This window comes from Gilliamella sp. HK2 (assembly GCF_001690265.1).
Lineage (GTDB): Bacteria > Pseudomonadota > Gammaproteobacteria > Enterobacterales > Orbaceae > Gilliamella > Gilliamella apicola_C.
In genome coordinates, this window is record NZ_LZGV01000075.1 from 1 (window position 1) to 1,718 (window position 1,718).

Annotated in this window: 2 protein-coding genes; both read left to right on the forward strand. The window is 39.5% G+C overall.

Annotated elements, in window-relative coordinates:
- A partial coding sequence (locus tag A9G45_RS14430; RefSeq protein WP_218057060.1) for a DUF6708 domain-containing protein occupies positions 1 to 690 on the forward strand: 690 nt, incomplete at its 5' end.
- Positions 691 to 1,718 (forward strand): DUF6708 domain-containing protein (locus tag A9G45_RS07050; RefSeq protein ID WP_176701812.1); only part of this gene is annotated, 1,028 nt, incomplete at its 3' end. It lies immediately after the preceding gene.

Genomic DNA, 1,718 nt, shown 5'->3' on the forward strand with positions numbered 1-1,718 from the left:
AAATATTGTGGCGGCACTGCGGTGTTTAAATGGGAACATATTATACCCTCTAATTTTGGCGAGACTGGCTCGGATATGGGTGGTACTAACTTAGTTAATGTGTTCTCCTTTCACCCTTATAAAACCGGCTTTCCCGTTGCACAGTCCGTAGGGGTAGGTAAAAACACTTATAATCCTCAAGATTATAAAGACGAGTGGGAATTTATTCGTCGTTATATGGAAGACGGTCCGCAAAACCTGCCCAAACCACGCTTAAGCACCCATTTACCCATGCCTTTTCACGGTATTGAGGGGCATATTAGCCCGATGATTCATCTGGCAAAAAATAACCCCAGTGTGATCATAATTTTAATGTTAATCCCCGTCTTTTTAATCTTATTACCATTTTATACTATGGGTTACTTTATTTCGGAATGCCTATGCTGGCAACCTCGTTGGCCAAAAGTGATCAGGCAAGCCGGTAAACCGGGAAAACCGCTACCTAAAGAAACCGCTCTATCGGATTACCCACCCGATGTACAAAAGGCCATTTTAGATAGTAGCCAAGAGTGGGGCGTAATTGATGACGAAACGGGCGAACTTATCGATTATGGTCAATTTAAAAGACCCAAGAAAAAAGCCAGCCGAAAAAGAAAAACAAAAACAGTAAAACAAGCTGAAAAGCCAATAAAAGGGAAGTCAGAAGATTAATTGGTAAGGTTAGAGCGAGTCTGCTTGAGTAAAGATGCCAAACGTGATCAATGTAATGAGCTAACCAAGGATCTAAGTGCGTTTTTATCCAGCAGTTCAGGGGACATTTTAATGTATATTGGTGAATATTTATTTTGGTTAAGTAGTGCAATTAAAACTGCAACTCGCAAAAAATTGAAAATGGGCTATTTTAGCGGTGATATGAAGTTAAGTGAAGTCACCAAAGATTATACTAAAGAGCCGGTCAGTAATAATCCACGTCCGATAGGGCCTTATTATGCTTATAACGATCGTTATTTAGAGATACGAGGGGGAATGTTTGAAAATTTTCGGGGGATTATTACTTGGATTAGTTTAGCTATATTTTTTATTCCTTATTCTAGTGGAGATTTTGGATTAAATATTTTACTTAAATTATATCATCATGAGCGTGGTAATGTTGCTTCGGGTATATTTGCAATGGTATTTTTTGCAATCATTTTTTTAGTCTCTTCTTACCTATGTATCCGCTACTTCCGTTATATCTGTCGCTTGGAGCTATTTACGCTTCGCCATATTCGGGTGCGGTTTAATCGAGTAACACGGCAAGTGTATATACAACGCCCTAAATATTGTGGCGGCACTGCGGTGTTTAAATGGGAACATATTATACCCTCTAATTTTGGCGAGACTGGCTCGGATATGGGGGGTACTAACTTAGTTAATGTGTTCTCCTTTCACCCTTATAAAACCGGCTTTCCCGTTGCACAGTCCGTAGGGGTAGGTAAAAACACTTATAATCCTCAAGATTATAAAGACGAGTGGGAATTTATTCGTCGTTATATGGAAGACGGTCCGCAAAACCTGCCCAAACCACGCTTAAGCACCCATTTACCCATGCCTTTTCACGGTATTGAGGGGCATATTAGCCCGATGATTCATCTGGCAAAAAATAACCCCAGTGTGATCATAATTTTAATGTTAATCCCCGTCTTTTTAATCTTATTACCATTTTATACTATGGGTTACTTTATTTCGGAATGCCTATG